Below are 17,005 nucleotides of genomic sequence, written 5' to 3'. Positions count from 1 at the left end.
GGCACGCTATCTTCATGTCCGACAAGCACGCCGTTCTCGTGCACGGTTCATGGAGCCGCGGGGAGCAGTGGGCACCCGCCCGGGCCGCTTTTGCGGAACGTGGCTTCACGGTGCACACGCCGACATTGCGCCATCACGAACTGCCCCTGCGCGACGGTGCGGCCAAGATCGCGTCGTTGAGCATCCGCGACTACACACACGATCTCGTTGCGCTGGTCGCATCGTTGGATTCCCCGCCGCTGCTGGTCGGGCACTCGTTGGGGGGCCTGCTGGTCCAGCTGGTCGCGGCCCAGACGGCACATGCCGGCGTCGTCGCCGCCTGCCCGTCGTCAATGGGGCCCTCGGGTCTGAATACAACGACGATCGGCATCGCGCTGCCGCACGCCCATAAGCCGCGGCCATGGGCCAGGGCCGTCTATCCCCCGGCGTGGCAACGGTTTCGGCGAGGGATCGCTAGCGCCCAGACCGAGGAGGCGGCTCGCGAGGTGTTCGACGACCTGGTCTGCGAATCCGGGCGGGTGCTGTTTTTCGAACTGGCTATGCCGTGGCTGGACCGCAACAAGGCCGCAAGAGTGGACTTCGGCGCCGTCACGGGACCGGTGCTCGTCATCAGTGGCGCCCACGACCGCATCATGCCGCCCCGTCTGGCGCGCCGGACGGCGGGCCGGTTTGCCAACGCGAGTTACGTGGAGATCCCGGGGTCTGACCACATGGTGTTTTCCGGAGCGGCGTTACCCGCCACCATGGGCCTCATCGACGATTGGATCGCGACGCATCGCCTTTTCGCCAGTGTCTGACGCGTTGCGCGGACACGTCGGCCCGGAAGGTCTAGAGCGGCTCGAGCCCGGCCAGGTGCCGCTGAGCCAGCTCGCGATAGGCCTGCGGATTCACCTTGACCCACATCTCGGCGCCCGTCCCGGCGACCGGGCCCTTGATCTGCGCCGGTGCGCCTACCGCCAGCATGCCGGCCGGAATCTGGGTGCCGGCCGTCACCAGCGAGTGGGCTGCGATCAGGCTCCGTGCGCCGATCACCGCGCCGTCGAGAACGGTGGCGTGGTTGGCGATCAAGGCCTCGGACCCGACGTGCACCCCGTGAATGCAGCACATGTGCGCCACCGTGGCGCCCGGGCCGATGTCGACCGGGATGCCCGGCGGCGCGTGCAGCACGGACCCGTCCTGCACGTTCGCGCCCTCCCGCACCACGATGGGCCCATAATCGGCGCGCAGGACGGTGTTGAACCACACCGAGGCACCGGCCTCGACGACAACGTCGCCGATCAGGGTGGCGGTCGGGGCCACGAACGCGGTGGGATCCACCCGCGGCGCCCGCCCCTCGAAAGCAAACAGCGGCATCGTCTAGATATACCCCGAGTGCGCGCACGCCGCGGGAAAGCCCAGCCAGACTCGCCGTCGTTGCGCGCCCCGGGCGCAAAACTGTAACGTGTTCTAGTTAGAGGGGTCGTGAGTTGGAGGTGACTGGTGAGTACCGACACCAAAGCGGTCGGCATCCGGGAAATCGATCCCGGCGCGTTGCCGACGAGGTACGCCCGGGGCTGGCACTGCCTGGGCGTCGCGAAGGATTTCCAGGACGGTAAGCCGCACTCCGTCGAGGCGTTCGGTACCAAGCTCGTGGTCTTCGCCGACTCAAGTGGGGACCTGAAGGTGCTGGACGGTTATTGCCGGCACATGGGTGGCGACCTCTCGGAGGGCACCATCAAGGGCGACGAGGTGGCCTGCCCGTTCCACGACTGGCGCTGGGGTGGTGATGGGCGCTGCAAGCTGGTGCCGTACGCCAAGCGCACACCCAAGACGGCGCGCACCCGCTCGTGGACGACCGATGTACGCGGCGGCCTGCTGTTCGTCTGGCACGACCACGAGCAGAACCCGCCGGACCCCGCGGTGCGGATTCCCGACATCCCGGAAGCGGCGAGTGACGAGTGGACCGAATGGCGGTGGAACCGGATCCTCATCGAGGGGTCGAACTGCCGCGACATCATCGACAACGTCACCGACATGGCGCACTTCTTCTACATCCACTTCGGTTTGCCGACGTACTTCAAGAACGTTTTCGAGGGCCACATCGCGTCGCAGTATCTGCACAACGTGGGGCGGCCGGACGTCAACGACCTGGGCACCTCGTACGGTGAGGCGCACCTCGACTCGGAGGCGTCGTACTTCGGGCCGTCCTTCATGATCAACTGGCTGCACAACAGCTACGGCGGATACAAGGCCGAGTCGATCCTGATCAACTGCCACTACCCGGTTACCCAGAACTCGTTCGTGCTGCAGTGGGGCGTCATCGTCGAAAAGCCCAAGGGCATGGACGAAAAGATGACCGAGAAGCTGTCGCGGGTGTTCACCGAAGGCGTCAGCAAGGGCTTCCTTCAGGACGTCGAAATCTGGAAGCACAAGACCCGCATCGACAACCCGCTGCTGGTCGAGGAGGACGGCGCCGTCTATCAGCTGCGTCGCTGGTATCAGCAGTTCTATGTCGACGTTGCCGACATCCAGCCGGAGATGGTGGAACGCTTCGAGATCGAGGTGGACACCACGCGCGCCAACGAGTACTGGAACGCCGAGGTCGAAGAGAACCTGAAGACCAAAGAGACCGAAGACGTACCCGCGGAGCAACACTGACCGACATGCCCGGCGATCAGGTTCCTGACGTCGATCGGCTCGCTCGGTCGATGTTGTTGCTGCACGGCGATCACCACGACCACGACGAGCGACCGGTCAGTTCCGAAAGCAATGGCGGATCTTGGTCGAAGTCAAGGGATTTCGCCAACGATCCGCAACGCGCCGCCGCCGTCGCCGAGGCCAGCCGCGCCGACCGAGAACGCTACCTCAGTTCGGGGCTGCTTCCGGTGGATTGCCGGTTCTGCCACGTCACCGTCACCGTCCGAAGGCTGGGCCCGGGCCACACCGCCGTGCAATGGAACACCGAAGCATTGCAGCGCTGCGCGCACTTCACCGAGGTGCGTAACTCCGGCGGCGATACCGCACGCACCCGGTCGTGCCCCAAACTGAGCGACAGCATCGAACACGCCGTCGCGGAGGGCTATCTGGCCGAGCCCGACGATCCGGACGCTGACTGAATCACTGCCCTTGGGGCAGTTTGGTTATCGGCTCGAACGCCTCGAGGAATACCACCGCGATGTCGCCGTCTCGAGCGCTGGCCATCGGTTCGCGGCATCACCGGACCTTGCCTCGGCGCGCGAGCGGGCCGGCGCCATCGGTCTCCAGACGGTGTGTGGTTAGGGCCGCAGCGTATCGGCGACTGACTACAATCCCGCGAACCGCTCCTTGACGGTTTCAACGGTCAGCCCGTAATCGGCCAGCGAGTAGCGGTGTTTCGGCGCCCGCTCGCCGGACTGGCTGTCGGCGTGCGCCTTTTCCATCGCCGCCCGCGCCTCCTCGGTCAGCGACAATCCGAAGTGGCGGTAGATGTCGGCCACCGTGCCGATCGGATCGGCGATCAGTTCCTTGTAGTCGACGTCATAGAACTGAGACGGCGAGTATTTGGCGCGGGCGGTGTTGAAGCGCTCCAGTCCACGCGACCAGGTATCCATTGCGTCAGCGCCGATTTGAGCTCCGTCGAACTTCGTCGACCATCCCTCGGCGGTGTGCTGGGCAAGCGAGCACATCGAAGCCATGATCGTCTCGACCGGCCGATGTGTCTGAATCACCAGCGCGTCGGGATACGTCGCCATCAAGGCGTCCAACGCAAACAGATGACTGGGATTTTTCAGCACCCAACGCTTTTCGGTGTCGTTCAGTCCGATCAGCTGGAGGTTTTTGCGGTGCCGCTGGTAGGACGGCGTCCAGTCCTGTTGCGACAGCCACTGCGCGTACGTGGGCACATGCGCCAACGTCTCGTAGGACACCGAATGCATCGATTGCCGAAGCAGCTGCCAGCACTCCTCCAGTTCGTATGCGGCCATGAAGTGCAGGCCGGTGTACCCGGGGTTGTCCTGGTGGTGCTTGTTGAATTGATCGTCGAGTTGGCGATAGAGGGGATGCGACTCCCAGGTTTCGCGTGGTGGACGAGGCTGCGGGAATTCGGCCAGCCACATGTGCAGGCCCTGATGCGCGGGGTCGGCGCCGAGCAGGCGGTGCAGCGCGGTGGTGCCGGTGCGCACCAGGCCGGTGACGAAGATCGGGCGTTCGATCACCACGTCGGCGTGCTGCGGGTACTGCTTCCAGGACGCCTCGGACAGCAGCCGGGCCACCAGCGCGCCGCGCAGGAAGAACCGATTCATCTTGCTGCCCAACACGGTTAGACCGGCTTCCCGCCGGTACGAGTCCAGCAGCACCTCCAGCGCTTCGAGGTAGTTGTCGTCGTCGGTGCCGAAGTCGTCGAGGCCGGTCAGCTTGGTGGCCGATGCGTGCAGTTCGTCGACGGTGCCGATATCGGTGCGATCGGACATCAGTTGTGGTACTCCCCGCAGTTGACGTCCAGGGTCTGCCCGGTGATGCCGCTGGACAGATCGCTGGCCAGGAAAAGGATCGCCGAGGCCACCTCGTCCTCGGTGGGCAGGCGCTTCAGGTCGGAGTTCGCCGCGGTCGCCGCGTAGATCTCCTCCGCCGTGGTGCCGTACTTGCCTGCCTGGTGCTCGAAATAAGCCTGCAATGTTTCACCCCAGATATAGCCGGGGGCAACTGAATTGACGCGGATCCCCTTCTCACCCAGCTCGGTGGCCAGGGATTGCGACATGGACAGCAGCGCCGACTTGGCCATCTTGTAGGCGCCGTATTTGGCTTGGGAGTGCCGTAGCACCATGGAGTTGACGTTGACGATCGACCCGTGTGACTTCTCCAACGCGGGCGTGAAAGCCTGGATGAGCCGCAACGCGCCGAGCGCGCTCAGCTCGATCGCGTCACGGATGTGCTGAAAACTGGTGCCGGCCAACGGCTTCATGGACGGCACCCGGAACGCGTTGTTGACCAGCACGTCGACCTTGCCGTAGGTCGCCATGGTGGTCTCGACGAGGTAGTTGACCTCGTCGTCGTCGGTGATATCGGCACGCACCGCCAACGCCTTGTGCCCGGTGTCGTTGATCTGCTTGGCGACGTTTTCCAGCCGCTCCACGGTCCGCGCCGCCAGCACCAGGTCGGCACCGTCCTGAGAGCACCGGTGCGCCAGGGTGGTGCCGAGCCCCGGTCCCACGCCACTGATGACGACGACCTTGTCGTTCAGCAATCCTGACATCGTCACCCCAGCATCCTGGCCGCAATTTGTTGTTGACGCAGCACTATTCGCGCACGCCATTCGTCGTCGGAAATCTTATTGTGCTCGAAGTAGGGCAACGTGGCCGGTATGGCGTCGAAGTCGACCAGGTCCACGGTGGGGCCGTCGGCCTCGGTGAGTTGACGGGACACCCGCTGCCAGCGGAACTGCAGGAAGCCCCGCCGATGGTTCAGTGTCTCCACCCAGTTGGTCACCCCCGGGTTCTGGTCGGCCACGACGATGCGCACCTTTCCATCCGGATCCGCTTGCGCCTGAGTATTGTTCAGCGACGTCTGGTGGTTGATGTAGTCCAGCGAGATGTACCACAGGCTGCCCAGTTGGAAGCCGAGGTAGGGGGCGTCGGAGACCGGGATGGTGATCACCAGTGCCTGATCGGGCCGCAGGTCGTAGTGGCCCACCGACGAATATTGCGTCGCCAGCCCACCCGGCGTCAGCCGCGGTGCGACCATGGTGTTGACCGGGAGGTCGAGATAAAACCACTGCGGAAATTGCAGCCAGGTCTTCACCCGGTTGACGAGCTGCTTCCCGGCTGTGGCGTAACGCTTTTCGATGGTTTCGCAGGTCAGCGGCGGTGGGGCGGTGCCTGCGGTGTCCAGCCGGGAGATGGCCAGCGTGCCGCGCTGTGCCGACCAGTCGCCATAGACCTCGCGGATGACCAGCTGCCCCGGGCTGGTGGGCCGCACCCGCCACTCGAAGCTGCCGTCCGCGTCGATTTCGAGTTCACGGTCGTCGAACGCGGCCTGGCTGGCCGGCACGTTGTCGTCGGTGTATTCACCGCCGAGCAGCTGGAAGCTCAGATCGGTCGTGGTGCCGCGCCGGCCCGTGACGACGTAGTCGTGATTGGCGTGCACCCGGGTGCCGAAGTAGAGGGTGTCGGGGTTGTCAAGGCCCATCTTGGTGAACGGTCCGGTGCCCGACTGCAGGAACGGGTGGTCCCGGTCGTAGTCGAAGGCCAGGTGCATGCAGGCCGAAACGCAGCCCGCCAGGTACTGCAGCCCTTCGAGCAGGTCAGCGTCGGTCTCGATGTGGGGGGCGTCGGCGATCAGTTTCTCGGCTTCGACGATCGCGGCGGTGAGGGGATCAGAGAACACGCCTAGACGCTAGAACGTGTTCTACTTTTTCGTCAATGGCGAACGTTTCCCGCGCGTCGGCCGCACGTTCAAGGACGAGGCCGACTCGCTAGGGCGCGCACTGCTGCGACAGGTCGATCAGGTGCTGCCGGACGTCGGGATGCCGATTCAGGTAGTCCATGACGTTGCCGTTACCGCCCTCGGCCTGAGATCTGGCCTGCAGCTCCTGGTGGAGCTGGGGGTGCTGCTTCAGGTACGAGTCGATGGAATTTCCGACGGTCTGGTTGCACTGGGGAGCCGCGTTGACCGTGCCCGCCAGTGGCACCGCGATGACCGCGGCGGCGGTGGCGGTCAGCAGCCCCCCGGCGAGCAGGCCGTACAGCCCGCGGCGGCGAGCGCCGACTGTGTTGGATGTGCTCATGCGCGCCAGAGTACTCGCGGCAGCTTTGCGTAACCTGTGCGTTTCGTCGCTCAGGAGGAGGTGGTCAGCGCGAGGACGCGGTGCCGCTTTCTTGCTCGCGCTTGATTTCCAGCGCGATATCGATGAGTTGGTCTTCCTGGCCGCCGATGAGCTTGCGCTGACCCGCCCGGTGCAGCAGCTGATGCGCGGGTACGCCGTAGCGCTCGGACTGGCGGATGGCGTGCTTGAGGAAGCTCGAGTACACCCCCGAGTAGCCCATGATCAGCGCGTTGCGATCCAGCAGGCATTCTGCCGGCATCGCCGGGGCGACCACCTCTTCGGCGGCGTCGGCGATGTCGAAGAAGTCGATACCCGTCTTGACGCCGATCTTGTCGAACACCCCGATGAGCGCCTCGACGGGCGCGTTGCCCGCGCCGGCGCCGAACCGGCGACACGAGCCGTCGATCTGCTTGGCGCCCGCCCGGACCGCCTCCACCGAGTTCGCCACCCCCAGGCCGAGGTTCTCGTGCCCATGAAAACCAACTTGAGCAGCCGACCCCAATTCGGCGACCAGCGCGGCCACCCGGTCGCGGACCCCTTCGAGAACCAGCGCGCCGGCCGAGTCGACCACATAGACGCACTGGCAGCCCGCGTCGGCCATGATGCGGGCCTGCTGCGCGAGTTTTTCCGGCGAAATGGTGTGCGACATCATCAGGAACCCGACGGTTTCCAGCCCCAGCTCGCGGGCCAGGCCGAAGTGCTGAATGGACACGTCGGCCTCGGTGCAGTGGGTGGCGATCCGGCAGATCGAGCCGCCGTTGTTCTGGGCTTCCTTGATGTCCTCCTTGGTGCCCACGCCGGGCAGCATCAGGAAGGCGATCTTGGCTTCCTTGGCCGTCTCGGCGGCCAGCTTGATCAGCTCCTGCTCGGGCGTCTTGGAGAACCCGTAATTGAAGCTCGACCCGCCCAGCCCGTCGCCGTGGGTGACCTCGATGACCGGCACACCCGCGGTGTCCAGCGCCGCCACGATGGCGCCCACCTCTTCTTTGGTGAATTGGTGGCGTTTGTGGTGGGAGCCGTCGCGCAGCGAGGTGTCGGTCAGCCGGACGTCCCAGATCGGGTTGAAGAAGATCTCCTGAGTGCTCATGCCTGCGCTCCTCCCGCCGTCGCGGATAAGGATTCCTTCGCGATCTCCTCGCCGACCTTGGTGGCCGCGGCGGTCATGATGTCCAGGTTGCCCGCATACGGGGGCAGGTAATCGCCGGCGCCCTCGACCTCGACGAACGTGGTGACGACCGCCTGACCACCGGAGTTCATCGACGGCTCGTCGAACTGCGGCTCGTTGAGCAGCCGATACCCCGGCACGTAGGTCTGCACCTCGGCCACGACGTCGTGGATGGATTTGGCGATCGCGTCCCGGTCGGCGTCCTCGGGGATGGCGCAGAAGATGGTGTCGCGCATGATCATCGGTGGGTCGGCGGGGTTGAGGATGATGATCGCCTTGCCGCGCTTGGCACCGCCGATGGTTTCCACACCCTTGCTGGTGGTCTTGGTGAACTCATCGATGTTGGCCCGGGTGCCCGGCCCCGCGGAGACCGACGCCACCGACGCCACGATCTCGGCGTACGGCACCCCGCCCTGGTCGACCAACGCGCGACTGACCGCGTACACGATGGGGATGGTCGCCTGGCCCCCGCAGGTGATCATGTTGACGTTCGGCGCATCGAGGTGCTGTCGCAGGTTGGCCGGCGGGATGACCGCGGGGCCCACCGCGGCCGGCGTCAGGTCGATCGCCCGGATCCCCGCGGCCTCATACTTCGGCGCCGCGTCCCGGTGCACGTAGGCGCTGGTCGCCTCGAACACCAGGTCGGGCTTCTCGGACTGGGCCAACAGCCAGTCAACGCCCTCGTGCGTGGTCTCCAGACCCAGCTTGCGGGCCCGTGCCAGGCCTTCGCTTTCCGGGTCGATGCCCACCATCCAGCGCGGCTCCAGCCAGTCCGACCGCAGCAGCTTGTAAAGCAGGTCAGTGCTGATGTTTCCCGACCCGACAATGGCCACACTCGCCTTAGCCGGCATGACGCTCCTTTGCGAAGCTCTCGATATTTAAGTCCGACGATTTAATTCGAGACTATTCGAAAGACAATTGAACAGAACCCAGGCCCGTGAAGTGGGCCACAAACTGGTCGCCGGCATGCGCGTCGATCGCTCGCGTGCACGATCCGGGCAGCACCAGGTCTCCCTTGCGCAGCCGTACACCGAAGCCCTCCACCTTGCGGGCCAGCCAAGCGACCGCGGTGACCGGGTTGCCCAGCACCGCGTCGGTGCGGCCCTCCGCGACCACCTCGCCGTTGCAGCGCAACACGGCGTCGATGCCCTTCAGGTCGACGTCGCGAGGCGAGACGCGCGCCTTGCCGAGAACGAAGCCCGCGGACGAGGCGTTGTCGGCGATGGTGTCGCACAACTCGATCCTCCAGTCGGTGATCCTGGTATCGATCAACTCGATCGAAGGGACCAGCGCCTCGGTGGCCGCCAGCACGTCTTCCTCGGTGCAGCCGGCTCCCGGCAGGTCGGCGTTCAGGATGAAACCGACCTCGACCTCGACCCTCGGCCACAGGTAGCGGTTCGCCTTAACCGGCGTGTCCTCGAACAATTCCATCTCGTCCAGCAAATGCCCGTAGTCCGGCTCGTCGACCCCCATCATCTGCTGGATCGCCTTCGACGACAGGCCCACCTTGTGGCCCAGCACGCGGGCCCCCTCGGCGACCCGCTGACGGATGTTGATCAGCTGGATTTCGTAGGCGTCGACGACGTCGATGTCCGGGTGGGCGGCAGTCAGCGGCGCGATCGGCTCGCGGCTCCGCTCAGCCTGCGCCAAGTCGGCAGCAAGCTCGTCTCGCGTCGCAACACTGAGCATCTGCAGAAGTCCCCTCGTTCGTGTGACCGGCCCAGTAGCGGCCGGCCTGGGCAATTCTATAACGTGTTCTACATGACAGCACAGGAGCTCGACGTCGTCGTGGTCGGGAGCGGCGGAGCCGGCATGGTGGCTGCCCTTACCGCCGCTCACCGGGGCCTTTCCGCAGTAGTCATCGAGAAGGCTGCGCACTTTGGTGGCTCCACCGCCCGCTCTGGTGGTGGCGTGTGGATTCCCAACAACGAGGTGCTCAAGCGCGACGGCGTCCGCGACAATCCCGAGGCGGCCCGGACCTACCTGCACGGGATCGTCGGCAACGTCGTCGAGCCGGAGCGCATCGACACCTACCTCGACCGCGGACCCGAGATGCTGTCGTTCGTGCTGAAGCACACGCCGCTGAAGATGTGCTGGGTTCCGCGCTACTCCGACTACTACCCGGAGGCGCCCGGCGGTCGCGCGGAAGGCCGCTCGATCGAGCCGAAGCCGTTCGACGCCCGCAAGCTCGGACCCGACGAGGCCGGGCTGGAACCGGCATACGGCAAGGTGCCGCTCAACGTGGTTGTGATGCAACAGGACTACGTGCGGCTGAACCAGCTCAAGCGACACCCTCGGGGTGTGCTGCGCAGCCTGAAGGTCGGCGCCCGCACGATGTGGGCGAAGGCGACCGGTAAGAACCTCGTCGGCATGGGCCGGGCGTTGATCGGCCCGCTGCGGATCGGGCTGCAGCGGGCGGGCGTCCCGGTGCTGCTCAACACCGCGCTGACCGACCTGTACGTCGAGGACGGCGTGGTGCGCGGGGTCTATGTCCGCGATAGCGGCGCATCCGAGTCATCGGAGCCGCGCCTCATCCGGGCCCGTCGTGGGGTGATCCTCGCCTCGGGCGGCTTCGAGCACAACGAACAGATGCGCGTGAAGTACCAGCGCGCGCCGATCACCACGGAGTGGACCGTCGGCGCCAAGGCCAACACCGGTGATGGCATCGTGGCCGCCGAAAAGCTGGGTGCCGCACTGGAACTGATGGAAGACGCCTGGTGGGGCCCGACGGTCCCGCTGGTGGGCGCACCGTGGTTCGCGTTGTCGGAACGCAATTCGCCAGGATCCATCATCGTGAACATGTCGGGCAAGCGGTTCATGAACGAGTCGATGCCCTACGTCGAGGCCTGCCACCACATGTACGGCGGGGAATTCGGCCAGGGGTCGGGGCCGGGCGAGAACATTCCCGCGTGGTTGGTGTTCGACCAGCAATACCGGGACCGCTATATCTTCGCGGGATTGCAGCCGGGGCAACGCATTCCCCGCAAGTGGCTGGAGTCCGGGGTCATCATCCAGGCCGACACGCTCGAGGAGCTCGCCCAAAAGGCCGGCCTTCCGGCGGCCGAGTTATTGGCCACGGTGCAGCGATTCAACGGCTTCGCCCGGTCAGGCGTCGACGAGGATTACCACCGCGGCGAGAGCGCGTACGACCGCTACTACGGCGACCCGACCAACAAGCCCAACCCCAACCTCGGCGAGCTCACCCACGCGCCATACTACGCCGCCAAGATGGTGCCCGGAGACCTGGGCACGAAGGGCGGCGTCCGCACCGACGTCCACGGCCGTGCGCTGCGCGACGACGGTTCGATCATCGAAGGCCTTTACGCCGCAGGCAATGTCAGTGCCCCGGTGATGGGTCACACCTACCCGGGTCCGGGCGGCACGATTGGCCCGGCGATGACCTACGGTTACTTGGCCGCACTGCACATCGCGGGGGAAAACTGATATGCCTATCGATGTAGACGTCGCGCTGGCCGCCGAGTTGGACCCCATCGAATTCGCCTGGACGAGCAGCGATGTGCAGCTCTACCACCTGGCGTTGGGGGCCGGCAAGGATCCGATGGACCCGCGCGAACTGCGCTACCTCCTTGACGACACACCGCAGGTCCTGCCGACGTTCGGCAACGTGGCGGCGTCCTTTCACATGACCAAGCCGCCGACCGTGCAATTCCCCGGCATCGACATCGAGTTGGGCAAGGTGCTGCACGCCAGCGAACGGGTTGAGGTGCCCGGGCCGCTGCCGCCCTCGGGATCCGCTCGCGCCGTCACCCGGTTCACCGACATCTGGGACAAGGGCAAGGCCGCGGTGATCTGGAGCGAGACGACGGCCAGCGCGCCCGACGGCACGCTGCTGTGGACCCAGCGGCGGTCCATCTTCGCCCGTGGCGAAGGCGGATTCGGCGGCGAGCGCGGGCCGTCCACGTCGGACGCGGCGCCGGACCGCGCGCCCGATGTCGAGGTGGCGGTGCCGATCCTGCCGCAGCAAGCGCTGCTGTATCGGCTCTGCGGGGACCGCAACCCGCTGCACTCCGATCCGGAATTCGCTGCGGCGGCCGGCTTTTCGCAGCCCATCCTGCACGGCCTGTGCACGTATGGCATGACGTGCAAGGCCATCGTCGACACGCTGCTGGACGGCGACGCCGGCGCGGTGGCCGCCTACGGCGCACGCTTCGCCGGTGTGGCGTTCCCCGGCGAGACGCTCAATGTCGGCATCTGGAAGGAAGACGGGCGCCTGCTGGCCAGCGTCGTCGCGCCTGCCCGCGACAACGCCGTGGTTTTGAGCGGCGTAGAGCTGGTGCCGGCCTAGGGTTTTCTTCGCTTCTCCCCCGAGTGTGCGGCTGGCCGCACGCTCGGCGCAAAGAGGAGAACCCGGCCTAGCCCAGGATCAGGCCCGACGTGGGCACACCCGTACCCGCGGTGACGAGCACGTGTTCGACGTCGGGGACCGGGTTCACCGAGGTGCCGCGCAATTGCCGCACGCCCTCGGCGATGCCGTTCATGCCGTGGATGTACGCCTCACCGAGCTGACCGCCATGCGTGTTGATGGGAAGCCGGCCACCAATCTCAATCTCGCCATCGGCGATGAAGTCCTTGGCCTCGCCCTTGCCGCAGAATCCCAACTCTTCCAACTGGATCAGCGTGAAGGGCGTGAAGTGGTCGTACAAGATGGCGGTCTGTACGTCGGACGGCTTCAAGCCGGATTGCTCCCAAAGCTGCTGGCCCACCACGCCCATCTCGGGCAGGCCCAGTTCCGGTCGGTAGTAGCTGACCATCGTGTACTGGTCGGGGCTCGAGCCCTGCGATGCCGCCTCGATGACGGCCGGCCGCTGCTTGAGGTCCCGCGCGCGCTCGGGCGAAGTCACCACGATCGCGACCGCGCCATCGGTTTCCTGGCAGCAGTCCAGCAGTCGCAGCGGCTCGGCGATCCACCGCGAATTCTGGTGGTCCTCAATGGTGATCGGCTTTTCGTAGAAGTACGCCTTCGGATTCTTGGCGGCGTGCTTACGGTCGGCCACCGAGATGGCGCCGAAGTCGCGGCTGGTCGCGCCGGACAGGTGCATGTAGCGCTGGGCGATCATGGCGACCTGCGCGGCCGGCGTCGAGAGGCCATGCGGGTAGGAGAACGAGTTGTCCGCGGCGGTCGAATCCGCTTGTGCGCGGGCATCTCCCACCAGCCGGGTCTGCACCTGGCCGAACCGCATGCCCGAGCGCTCGTTGAATGCCCGGTACGCCACCACGACGTCCGCCACGCCGGTGGCGACGGCCATCGCCGCCTGCTGGACGGTCGCACACGCGGCGCCGCCGCCGTATCCGATCTGCGAGAAGAACGTCAGATCACCGATGCCGACCGCCCGCGCGACAGCAGTCTCGTTGTTGGTGTCCATCGTGAAGGTGGTCAGCCCATCGACATCGGACGGCGAAAGACCCGCGTCGTCCAACGCGTCCAGCACCGCCTCGGCCGCCAACCGCAGCTCGCTGCGACCGGAGTCCTTCGAGAAGTCGGTGGCGCCGATGCCGACAATCGCGGCTTTACCCGACAACATCAGGAGTCCCCCATCCTCAGGGTCACGGTCGCGATGACGTGGTCACCAAGGCTGTTGCGGCCGAACACCCTCACCGTGATCAGGCCGTCGTCCACGGCAGTCACCTCACCGGAGAAGGTCACCGTGTCGTAGGCGTACCACGGCACCCCGAGCCGCAGCCCGATGGACTTGATCAGCGCCGACGGACCCGCCCAGTCGGTGACGTAACGCTGCACCAGCCCGGTGTCGGTCAGGATGTTGACGAAGATGTCCTTCGACCCCTTGGCCTGCGCCAGATCGCGGTCGTGGTGTACGTCCTGAAAGTCCCGCGTCGCCAGGGCCGTCGAGATGATGAACGTGGGATCACCGTGCAGCTTCAGCTCCGGCAATACGGTGCCCACTTCGATGGTCGGGGCGCTCATGCGTCTGGCTCCCATGCGTACAGGGTCCACTCGGGGCCGGTGTCGCCGGCCGGGAAGTCGATATAGGTTGCGCGCACCGGCATTCCGATCGCCACCGAGCCCGGGTCCGCCCCACGCAGCTCGCCGAGCATCCGCACGCCCTCCTCGAGTTCGACCAGCGCGATCACGAAAGGCAGCGTGCGCCCGGGCACCTTCGGTGCGTGGTGCACAACGAAACTGAAGACCTTGCCCTTACCGCTCGCCACCACGTAGTCGATCGGAGCGGCCTTGTCCTGCCACACGGCGGGCACCGGCGGGTGCTGTAGGCTGCCGTCGGGCCGCCGTTGGATCCGCAGCTCGTGTGCCTTGACGCCCTCCCAGAAGAACGCCGTGTCGCGCGACGACGAGGGGCGCATCATGGCATCGGGGTCGAGATCCGCGGGCACCGACGACGCCTGCTCAGCGGCCTCGCGCGGCCTGAATTTCAGGATGCGCCAATTCATCTCGGCGACATCCTCGTCCCCGACCCGCCAGATGATGTGCTGGTTGATGAAATAGCCCTCACCCAAACCGGTCTGCTTGGGCCCGATTACGTCGCCCATCTCCGAAGTGATGCTGACGTGCTCGCCGGGCTGCAGGTAGCGGTGATAGGTCTGCTCGCAGTTCGTGGCGACGACGCCGATGTAGCCGGCGTCGTCGAACAACTGCATGATGGGCCCCATCGGGTCGTCCTTCGGCCGTTCCCCGCTCAGGCCGAACATGGTCCACACCTGAATCATGGCCGGCGGGGCCACAATTCCCGGGTGTCCGACGGCGCGGGCGGCTGCCTCGTCGACGTAGATCGGGTTGCCGTCGCCGATGGCCTCCACCCAGTTGTTGATCATCGGCTGGTTCACCGGGTCGCGGCCGGCGCGCGGCTTCGGACCCCCGGCCGCCTTGATCTCCGCGATCGCTTCCTGGATGTCGGTCACCTGGGCACCCTCGGCACCTTGAGGCCGGCGGCCGCGATCATTTCTCGCATCACTTCGTTCACGCCGCCACCGAAGGTGATCACCAGGTTCCGCTTGGTCTGCGAGTCCAGCCAGTTGAGCAGCTCGGCGGTCTCCGGCTCGGCCGGGTTGCCATACTTGCCGACGATCTCCTCGGCAAGTCGGCCGATGTACTGAATACGCTCCGTACCAAAGACTTTCGTCGAGGCGGCATCGGCCACGTTGATGTCCTCGCCCGCGGCGGCGACCTGCCAGTTCAGCAGCTCGTTGATTCGCCACATCGCGTGGATCTCACCGAGCGCCCGCTTGACGTCGGCGTGGTCGATCGGCGTGACCCCGTCGGCGCCGGGCTTGGACGCCCAGGCGTGCACCCGGTCGTAGATGCCGGCCGTACGGCCGGCGGGGCCCAGCATGACCCGTTCGTTGTTGAGCTGGGTGGTGATCAGCCGCCAGCCGCCGTTCTCCTCGCCGACCAGCATGTCCGCGGGCACGCGCACGTCGTTGTAGTACGTGGCGTTGGTGTGGTGGGCGCCGTCGGACAGGATGATCGGCGTCCAGGAATAACCGGGATCCTTGGTGTCGACGATCAGGATCGAAATGCCCTTGTGCTTCACGGCTTCCGGATCCGTGCGGCAGGCCAGCCAGATGTAGTCCGCGTCGTGAGCGCCGGTGGTGAAGATCTTCTGCCCGTTGACGATGTACTCGTCACCCTGACGCACGGCGGTGGTCCGCAGGGAGGCCAAATCGGTTCCCGCCTCGGGCTCGGTGTAACCGATCGCGAAGTGCACCTCACCGGCCAGGATCGCCGGCAGGAACTTCTTCTTCTGCGCCTCGCTACCGAATTGCTGCAGGACGGGACCCACTGTCTGCAACGTCACCGCGGGCAGCGGCACGTCGGCCCGATGCGCCTCGTTGACGAAGATCGACTGCTCGATCGGGCCGAAACCCAACCCGCCGAACTCCTTTGGCCATCCGACCCCGAGCTTGCCGTCCCGGCCCATCCGCCGGATCACCGCACGATAGGCCTCGTTGTGACGGTCCTGCTCCATCGCCTTCATCTCATCGGAGGAGATCAGGTTCGAAAAGTATTCCCGTAATTCCGCTTGCAGCTGACGCTGCTCCGGAGTCAGGTCTATGAACATTGCGCTCCCACCAGGTCGAGACGATGAGAAGGCCCGCCCAGCAGCCGGGTCAGGTCTTTGATTGTGGAGTAGTACCGGTGCATCGGATAGGTGATGTCCATTCCCATGCCGCCGTGCAGGTGGTGGCAGAGCTGCATCACCGGCGGCGCCTGCGACGTGACCCAGTACCCCAGGACATCGAGGTCGTCGTCAGCATCCCGCCCTTCGGACAGTCGCCACACGACCGACTTCGCCGCCAAATCGATGGTGCGCGAGGCGATGTAGACCTCGGCGAGCTGGGCGGCCACCGTCTGGAACGTCGACAGCGGCTTGCCGAACTGCTTGCGGTTGGCCACGTAGTCGGCGGTGAGGCGCAACGCCCCCGCCACCAATCCGTCGGCGTACGCGCCGATTGCCGCCAGCGCCAACTGGTTGACTCGGGGGGCCGTCGCGCCCGCCAGCACGTCGGAGTCACCGACCGCGACGTCAGCGAACGTCACCGTGTACTCATCGGTGTCGCTGGACGTCGGGGTCTGGACAAGCTGCACACCGTCGGCCTTCGGCGACACGACGACGACCGCGCTGTCCGCGGTGACGATCATCCAATCCGCTTGTCCGGCATAGCCAACACCGACCTTGGTGCCCGACAGCCGCCCGTTGGCGAAGGTGCTCGACGGCCGGTCGGGCAGCGCGGTCCCCGGCTCGTTGAGCGCGGCCGTCAACACGCCGCCCTTCGGGACACCGGCCAGGAACCGGTCCTGCTGTTCATCGGACGCCAGGTCGAGCAGCGGCACCACGCCGAAACCGAGCGTGACCAACGCCGGCGTGATGGCGCCGTGACGACCCACCTCAGTCAGCACCGTGGCGACCTCGGGCAGGCCCACGCCGTCACCGCCCAGACGCTCGGGGACCGGCAGCGCCGGCACGCCCCCGCTGACCAGCGCTTCCCAGCTGAGATCCCGGTCCAGAACGGACGTCACCACATCGGCGACGGCCTGTTGCGTCGCAGTGAGATTGAAGTCCATCAGG

At 66.0% G+C, this 17,005-nt stretch carries 18 protein-coding genes; 5 read left to right on the top strand and 13 right to left on the bottom strand.

Going from position 1 to position 17,005, the window contains the following annotated elements:
• Positions 1–14: 14 nt before the first annotated feature.
• The gene (locus A5781_RS10160; RefSeq protein ID WP_067204434.1) at positions 15–797 is read left to right on the top strand and encodes an alpha/beta hydrolase; all 783 of its coding nucleotides are present in this window, start codon (positions 15–17) and stop codon (positions 795–797) included.
• Positions 798–828: 31 nt separating this feature from the next.
• Here A5781_RS10160 and A5781_RS10155 read toward each other — a convergent pair whose 3' ends face one another.
• Complete coding sequence (locus A5781_RS10155; RefSeq protein WP_067204430.1) at positions 829–1,353, bottom strand: gamma carbonic anhydrase family protein; 525 nt, start codon at positions 1,351–1,353, stop codon at positions 829–831.
• Between the two features lie 126 nt (positions 1,354–1,479).
• Between A5781_RS10155 and A5781_RS10150 the strand changes: the two genes are divergently transcribed.
• Together A5781_RS10150 and A5781_RS10145 are read left to right on the top strand one after the other, a co-directional pair.
• Entirely contained in the window at positions 1,480–2,637 is a 1,158-nt protein-coding gene (locus A5781_RS10150) for a Rieske 2Fe-2S domain-containing protein (protein WP_066955237.1), read from the top strand.
• Between the two features lie 5 nt (positions 2,638–2,642).
• Complete coding sequence (locus A5781_RS10145) at positions 2,643–3,095, top strand: hypothetical protein (protein WP_067204427.1); 453 nt, start codon at positions 2,643–2,645, stop codon at positions 3,093–3,095.
• A 186-nt stretch (positions 3,096–3,281) separates the two neighbouring features.
• Here the strand turns inward: A5781_RS10145 and A5781_RS10140 are convergent, their stop codons facing one another.
• The 7 genes from A5781_RS10140 to A5781_RS10110 all read right to left on the bottom strand — a co-directional run bounded on the left by A5781_RS10140 (position 3,282) and on the right by A5781_RS10110 (position 9,632).
• Complete coding sequence (locus A5781_RS10140; protein WP_067204424.1) at positions 3,282–4,427, bottom strand: sulfotransferase; 1,146 nt, start codon at positions 4,425–4,427, stop codon at positions 3,282–3,284.
• Positions 4,427–5,209: an SDR family oxidoreductase gene (locus A5781_RS10135; RefSeq protein WP_067204420.1), complete on the bottom strand. Its 783-nt coding sequence runs from the start codon at positions 5,207–5,209 to the stop codon at positions 4,427–4,429. Before A5781_RS10135 ends, A5781_RS10140 begins: the two co-directional genes overlap by 1 nt.
• A 2-nt stretch (positions 5,210–5,211) precedes the next feature.
• Positions 5,212–6,339, bottom strand: coding sequence for a hypothetical protein (locus A5781_RS10130; RefSeq protein ID WP_067204417.1), 1,128 nt, complete (start codon positions 6,337–6,339; stop codon positions 5,212–5,214).
• An 88-nt stretch (positions 6,340–6,427) separates the two neighbouring features.
• On the bottom strand, positions 6,428–6,739 hold the full coding sequence (locus tag A5781_RS10125; RefSeq protein WP_067204414.1) for a hypothetical protein: 312 nt from the start codon (positions 6,737–6,739) through the stop codon (positions 6,428–6,430).
• A gap of 64 nt (positions 6,740–6,803) precedes the next feature.
• Positions 6,804–7,865: a 4-hydroxy-2-oxovalerate aldolase gene (gene dmpG / locus A5781_RS10120; protein ID WP_067204410.1), complete on the bottom strand. Its 1,062-nt coding sequence runs from the start codon at positions 7,863–7,865 to the stop codon at positions 6,804–6,806.
• Complete coding sequence (locus A5781_RS10115; protein WP_067204405.1) at positions 7,862–8,794, bottom strand: acetaldehyde dehydrogenase (acetylating); 933 nt, start codon at positions 8,792–8,794, stop codon at positions 7,862–7,864. Before A5781_RS10115 ends, dmpG begins: the two co-directional genes overlap by 4 nt.
• Positions 8,795–8,846: 52 nt before the next feature.
• Positions 8,847–9,632, bottom strand: coding sequence for a 2-keto-4-pentenoate hydratase (locus A5781_RS10110; protein ID WP_067204402.1), 786 nt, complete (start codon positions 9,630–9,632; stop codon positions 8,847–8,849).
• A gap of 72 nt (positions 9,633–9,704) precedes the next feature.
• Between A5781_RS10110 and kstD the strand changes: the two genes are divergently transcribed.
• Both kstD and A5781_RS10100 read left to right on the top strand, forming a co-directional pair.
• Positions 9,705–11,387: a 3-oxosteroid 1-dehydrogenase gene (gene kstD / locus A5781_RS10105; RefSeq protein ID WP_067204505.1), complete on the top strand. Its 1,683-nt coding sequence runs from the start codon at positions 9,705–9,707 to the stop codon at positions 11,385–11,387.
• A gap of 1 nt (position 11,388) precedes the next feature.
• A complete protein-coding gene (locus tag A5781_RS10100) occupies positions 11,389–12,249 on the top strand; it encodes a MaoC/PaaZ C-terminal domain-containing protein (RefSeq protein WP_067204400.1) in 861 nt (286 codons plus the stop codon).
• 67 nt (positions 12,250–12,316) lie between these two features.
• Here A5781_RS10100 and A5781_RS10095 read toward each other — a convergent pair whose 3' ends face one another.
• From A5781_RS10095 to A5781_RS10075, 5 genes are read right to left on the bottom strand one after another with little or no spacing between them, the layout of a single operon-like run.
• Positions 12,317–13,486: a lipid-transfer protein gene (locus A5781_RS10095; protein ID WP_067204397.1), complete on the bottom strand. Its 1,170-nt coding sequence runs from the start codon at positions 13,484–13,486 to the stop codon at positions 12,317–12,319.
• A complete protein-coding gene (locus tag A5781_RS10090) occupies positions 13,486–13,887 on the bottom strand; it encodes a MaoC family dehydratase (RefSeq protein WP_067204394.1) in 402 nt (133 codons plus the stop codon). The genes A5781_RS10095 and A5781_RS10090 overlap by 1 nt, the downstream gene beginning before the upstream one ends.
• On the bottom strand, positions 13,884–14,837 hold the full coding sequence (locus tag A5781_RS10085; RefSeq protein ID WP_067204392.1) for a bifunctional MaoC family dehydratase N-terminal/OB-fold nucleic acid binding domain-containing protein: 954 nt from the start codon (positions 14,835–14,837) through the stop codon (positions 13,884–13,886). Before A5781_RS10085 ends, A5781_RS10090 begins: the two co-directional genes overlap by 4 nt.
• Positions 14,834–15,997: an acyl-CoA dehydrogenase FadE29 gene (gene fadE29 / locus A5781_RS10080; RefSeq protein WP_067204389.1), complete on the bottom strand. Its 1,164-nt coding sequence runs from the start codon at positions 15,995–15,997 to the stop codon at positions 14,834–14,836. The genes A5781_RS10085 and fadE29 overlap by 4 nt, the downstream gene beginning before the upstream one ends.
• Positions 15,988–17,001, bottom strand: coding sequence for an acyl-CoA dehydrogenase family protein (locus tag A5781_RS10075; RefSeq protein ID WP_067204386.1), 1,014 nt, complete (start codon positions 16,999–17,001; stop codon positions 15,988–15,990). Before A5781_RS10075 ends, fadE29 begins: the two co-directional genes overlap by 10 nt.
• Between the last annotated feature and the right edge of the window lie 4 nt (positions 17,002–17,005).

Origin of the sequence: Mycobacterium sp. 852002-30065_SCH5024008, from assembly GCF_001665645.1 — a bacterium.
Lineage (GTDB): Bacteria > Actinomycetota > Actinomycetes > Mycobacteriales > Mycobacteriaceae > Mycobacterium > Mycobacterium paraffinicum.
The sequence above is the reverse complement of the archived record's forward strand: the minus strand, read 5'-3'. Positions and strand labels throughout refer to the sequence as shown.

Excerpts from the sequence above, each read along its gene's own strand:
- fadE29 (WP_067204389.1), bottom strand. The coding sequence starts at position 15,997 with ATGTTCATAGACCTGACTCCGGAGCAGCGTCAGCTGCAAGCGGAATTA.
- A5781_RS10145 (WP_067204427.1), top strand. The coding sequence starts at position 2,643 with ATGCCCGGCGATCAGGTTCCTGACGTCGATCGGCTCGCTCGGTCGATG.
- A5781_RS10075 (WP_067204386.1), bottom strand. The coding sequence starts at position 17,001 with ATGGACTTCAATCTCACTGCGACGCAACAGGCCGTCGCCGATGTGGTG.
- A5781_RS10125 (WP_067204414.1), bottom strand. The coding sequence starts at position 6,739 with ATGAGCACATCCAACACAGTCGGCGCTCGCCGCCGCGGGCTGTACGGC.
- A5781_RS10155 (WP_067204430.1), bottom strand. The coding sequence starts at position 1,353 with ATGCCGCTGTTTGCTTTCGAGGGGCGGGCGCCGCGGGTGGATCCCACC.
- dmpG (WP_067204410.1), bottom strand. The coding sequence starts at position 7,865 with ATGAGCACTCAGGAGATCTTCTTCAACCCGATCTGGGACGTCCGGCTG.
- kstD (WP_067204505.1), top strand. The coding sequence starts at position 9,705 with ATGACAGCACAGGAGCTCGACGTCGTCGTGGTCGGGAGCGGCGGAGCC.
- A5781_RS10095 (WP_067204397.1), bottom strand. The coding sequence starts at position 13,486 with ATGTTGTCGGGTAAAGCCGCGATTGTCGGCATCGGCGCCACCGACTTC.
- A5781_RS10140 (WP_067204424.1), bottom strand. The coding sequence starts at position 4,427 with ATGTCCGATCGCACCGATATCGGCACCGTCGACGAACTGCACGCATCG.
- A5781_RS10100 (WP_067204400.1), top strand. The coding sequence starts at position 11,389 with ATGCCTATCGATGTAGACGTCGCGCTGGCCGCCGAGTTGGACCCCATC.
- A5781_RS10135 (WP_067204420.1), bottom strand. The coding sequence starts at position 5,209 with ATGTCAGGATTGCTGAACGACAAGGTCGTCGTCATCAGTGGCGTGGGA.
- A5781_RS10160 (WP_067204434.1), top strand. The coding sequence starts at position 15 with ATGTCCGACAAGCACGCCGTTCTCGTGCACGGTTCATGGAGCCGCGGG.
- A5781_RS10115 (WP_067204405.1), bottom strand. The coding sequence starts at position 8,794 with ATGCCGGCTAAGGCGAGTGTGGCCATTGTCGGGTCGGGAAACATCAGC.
- A5781_RS10110 (WP_067204402.1), bottom strand. The coding sequence starts at position 9,632 with ATGCTCAGTGTTGCGACGCGAGACGAGCTTGCTGCCGACTTGGCGCAG.
- A5781_RS10090 (WP_067204394.1), bottom strand. The coding sequence starts at position 13,887 with ATGAGCGCCCCGACCATCGAAGTGGGCACCGTATTGCCGGAGCTGAAG.